General features: G+C 60.7%; 4 protein-coding genes. All 4 read right to left on the bottom strand.

The genetic code is table 11. The annotated features are described in order from the left end of the window. Positions 1–908, bottom strand: a 908-nt coding sequence (locus ACWI8T_RS08755; protein WP_449138671.1) for a glutamate-5-semialdehyde dehydrogenase, incomplete at its 3' end; no start/stop codon positions are given. Positions 909–1,110: 202 nt separating this feature from the next. Further along, positions 1,111–2,214, bottom strand: coding sequence for a glutamate 5-kinase (gene proB / locus ACWI8T_RS08750; protein ID WP_449138670.1), 1,104 nt, complete (start codon positions 2,212–2,214; stop codon positions 1,111–1,113). Between the two features lie 15 nt (positions 2,215–2,229). Continuing rightward, entirely contained in the window at positions 2,230–3,627 is a 1,398-nt protein-coding gene (gene obgE / locus ACWI8T_RS08745; protein ID WP_418860302.1) for a GTPase ObgE, read from the bottom strand. A gap of 252 nt (positions 3,628–3,879) precedes the next feature. After that, positions 3,880–4,086: 50S ribosomal protein L27 (locus ACWI8T_RS08740; RefSeq protein WP_449138669.1), on the bottom strand; the 207-nt coding region annotated here is incomplete at its 5' end.

Below are 4,086 nucleotides of genomic sequence, written 5' to 3'. Positions count from 1 at the left end.
GCCAAATCGGCAGCGTGCCGAGCCGCCGCATCGCCATGGATAGTCACGCCCGCTTCGGCAAGCGCGCGCAACGCCTTCGGCAGGAAATCGGCAGCGATGGATTCATCGACGAGAAGCGATTCGCATGCATTGCACACGCCCACGCGCTGCGTTTTCGCATTAAGCAGAATGGTGATGGCGCGATCGAAATCGGCCGTTTCGTGCACATAGGTATGGCAATTGCCCGTGCCCGTCTCGATGACGGGCACTTTCGAGCATTCGATGCAGTGGCGAATAAGGCCGGATCCGCCGCGAGGAATGAGCACGTCGACAATGCCGTGAAGCTGCATGAGGGCATCGGTCGCCGCGCGATCGGCGGTATCGACGAAGGAAACGCAATCGGCGGGAAGGCCCGCGGAAACGACCGCTTCGCGCAGCGCGGAAACGATTGCCGCGTTGGAATGGAGGGCCTGCGAGCCGCCGCGCAACACGCATGCATTGCCCGACTTCAGGCAAATGCCCGCAGCATCGGCCGTGACGTTCGGGCGCGCCTCATACACCATGGCGACAACGCCCAGCGGTACGCTCACGCGCGTAAGTTCGATGCCGCCTTCGATTTCGCGGTGCTCGAGCACGCGGCCCAACGGGTCAGGCAGGCCGGCGAGCGATTCAAGGGCATCGGCCATGGCATTGATGCGGCCTTCATCTAAAGAAAGCCTATCGAGCAAGCCAGACGACATGCCGACAGCTTTGCCAGCTTCCATATCAACCTTGTTACCCACGAGAATATCGGCCATATTGCCCCGAAGTGAAGCAGACATGGCGAAAAGCGCCTGGTTGCGAACCTTTTCTGAAGCGCGCCCCACCGCATGCGAAGCCGCTTGTGCGCGAAGCGCAATATCACGAACCGACTCTTCGATTGAGGTCATCATTGTCTCCAATCGCACAACCTGAGCGGACTGGGCTCGACATGCGCTTCCGCTTCAGGCAGTCCTGCTCGCGGCGAAGGCGCCACTGGCGCCTTCTGCTCGTGCGGAATCTATCGGAATCGCACGCCAAGCCCAGTCCGCAGCAACGTTATTCAGAAAACACCTGGCAGCCGCATCCCCCATACGAGGCGGCCCCGATTGCTTACTCGAACAAGATTAGCTCATCGCGATGCACAGCGATGTCGGCCTTCCCCGAACGCATCGATTCGGCCGAGCAGCGCGCAAGGCCGCGCGCAATCACGAAACCGGCCTCATCAACCACATCGACCACATCTTCCGCTTCGAACTCGCCTTCGACGTTCTTCACACCCACAGCAAGCAGCGAAGCACCGTCTTCGACGATAGCGCGAGCAGCACCCGCATCGACAAGCAGCGTGCCTTTCACCGAATCGCCAAGAGCGATCCAAAGCTTGCGCGGCGTGATTTCATGCGGAACATCGGCGCCCGTGAACAGCGTGCCAATTGGGTCGTCGACAAGCGAGCGCACCACGGCATCTTCGGCGCGGCCGCTGCAAATGACGAGCGGAATGCCCGCCGCGCCAAGCACACGCGCGCTCGTGAGTTTGGTGATCATACCGCCCGAGCCAACAGCGCTGCCTGCGCCCGATGCGCCGGCAAGAATTTCGGGCGTAATGCGGTCGACGCGCTTGATGAGCTGAGCCGACGGATCGGTTTTGGGGTTCGACGTATACAGGCCATCGATGTCGCTCAGAATAACGACGCGGTCGGCGTTCGCAAGGCACGCGACAAGCGCCGCAAGCGTGTCGTTGTCGCCGAACTTAATCTGCTCGACCGATACCGTGTCATTTTCGTTCACGATAGGCACGGCATTCAATTCCACGAGGCGGCGGAACGTGTCGCGCGCATGCAGGTACGCATTTCGATCGGCGGTATCGCGACGCGTGAGCAGCACGAGCGACGTGAGCATGCCATACGGAGAAAATACCTGGTCATAAGCCGCAAGAAGCGCGCGTTGCCCAACGCTTGCCGCAGCCTGCACGGTGGGCATGTCATCGGGGCGGCGCAGCGGCAAGCCCAGCGCTTCAAGGCCGCACGGGATGGCGCCAGAGCTTACGATAATCACACGCCAACCCTCGCGGCGAACGCGCGCCACCTGATGCGCCAAATCGGCGAGATAAGCGCGGTCGCACTTTCCCTCGTCGTCGGTCAGCGTATTCGAGCCGATTTTAATAACGGCGGTCTTGTACGCCCTCGCGTTTGCGGAAGTTTCTGCAGCCATGCCCATCACGCCTTCACTATGCTAATCGTCGAGTTCGGCGAAGATATCTTCGGTCGACTCGGCCGTCTCGAACTCGAACGCTCGACCAAGAATGCGAATCTCGTCGCCATTCACTGCGCCCGCCTTGAGCAGTTCCTTTTCCAGGCCCAAGCGATTGAAGCGATGCTGCAAGAACGACAGCGCCTCGTCGTTTTCCCAGTCGGTTTGCACAACCATGCGCTCAATCTGCACGCCTTCCACACGGAAGATGCCATCGGAAAGTTTGCGCACGGTATATTTGCGGTCGCGCTGTTCGCGCTTGTGCTGCCAAACCTGGTCGTACTGAACTTCACCCTCCTGAGCTTCTTTGGCGGCGCTGCGCAGCTCGAATACCTTGTCGGCGATGGCGTGGATAAGCGAATCGACGCCCTTGCCCGTAAGAGCAGAAATCTCGAACACGCGCGAAGCCTCATCGACGCCATCGGCGAATTCATTGCCGTTCGCGGCAGCAATGGCGTCTTTGCGCACCTCTTCCTTCAAGCGGCGCACAGCGTCTTCGGTGCCGGGAACGTCGACTTTGTTGGCCACCACGATGCGAGGACGCTGCGCCAATTCATCGGCGTACATCGCAAGCTCGTTGTTGATGATGCGGTAATCTTCCACCGGATCGCGGCCTTCATAGCCACCCGTCATGTCAACGACATGCACGATGAGTGCAGTGCGCTCGATATGGCGCAGGAATTCATGGCCCAAGCCCTTGCCCTGGTGAGCGCCTTCGATAAGGCCCGGAATGTCAGCCACGACGAAGTTGTGCTCGTCGCCCTGCACAACGCCCAGGTTCGGAACAAGCGTGGTGAACGGATAATCGGCGATTTTGGGGCGCGCGGCGCTCATGCGGGCGATGAGCGAGCTTTTGCCCGCGGAAGGCACGCCAACGAGCGCGGCGTCGGCCATGAGCTTCATCTCGAGCTCGATCCAGCACTCCTGCGCGGGTTCGCCCAGCTCAGCGAACGCGGGGGCGCGGCGCGTGGAGGTCACGAAATGGATGTTGCCGCGACCGCCATGGCCGCCTTCCGCGACGATGACGCGCTCGCCGTCATGCGTAAGGTCGGCGATAAGCTCGCCGGTTTCCTTTTTCTCTTCGGAATATTCATGCACCACCGTGCCCACAGGAACCTTCAGAATAAGATCGTCACCCGTGGCGCCATGCATGCGCTTGCCCATACCGTGGGTGCCGCGCGTTGCCTTGAAATGATGCTTGAAGCGGTAGTCGAGCAGCGACGAGACCGACTGGTCGGCCTCGAGCACGACGTTGCCGCCATGGCCGCCGTCGCCGCCGTCGGGGCCGCCCTTGGGAACATGAGCCTCGCGGCGGAAGCTCAAGCAGCCCGCGCCGCCGTCGCCGCCCTTCACGTAAATGCGTACTTTGTCTACGAACATAGCGTTCCTATCGATATCGTTGGGGCATATCGCCGCCTGCGCGCCGCTTGCCCAAGCCTATGTCGCGCCGCATGGGACGCCCAATGAATTGAGGCTTTTGCGGTGCGCTTCCTTGCAAGAAAATAACGTGTTCTCGAATTATACGCATGCACCTGCGCCAATACGGCGCACACACCTCAAATACGGAAAAAGCCCGCCGCAAAAGCGACGAGCTTTTTCCTCCCCTTATGAAACCCCTCTGGTTGCGTGAGGCTATTCAGCGCTCTCGGTGGTCAGAGGACGAACATGCACAAAGCGGCGATAGCCCTTGTTGCGGCGGGTGCTCTTCGTGAATTCCACGGTGCCCTCGCACAGTGCGAACAGGGTGTCGTCTTTGCCACGGCCGACGTTCTCGCCGGGATGGAAGTGGGTGCCACGCTGGCGAACGATGATGTTGCCGGTGATGACGTGCTCGCCACC

The organism is Slackia sp. (assembly GCF_977041755.1).
The sequence above is the reverse complement of the archived record's forward strand: the minus strand, read 5'-3'. Positions and strand labels throughout refer to the sequence as shown.

What these genes read in the sequence shown, in the direction of transcription:
- proB (WP_449138670.1), bottom strand. Translation starts at nt 2,214, where the DNA reads ATGGGCATGGCTGCAGAAACTTCCGCAAACGCGAGGGCGTACAAGACC.
- obgE (WP_418860302.1), bottom strand. Translation starts at nt 3,627, where the DNA reads ATGTTCGTAGACAAAGTACGCATTTACGTGAAGGGCGGCGACGGCGGC.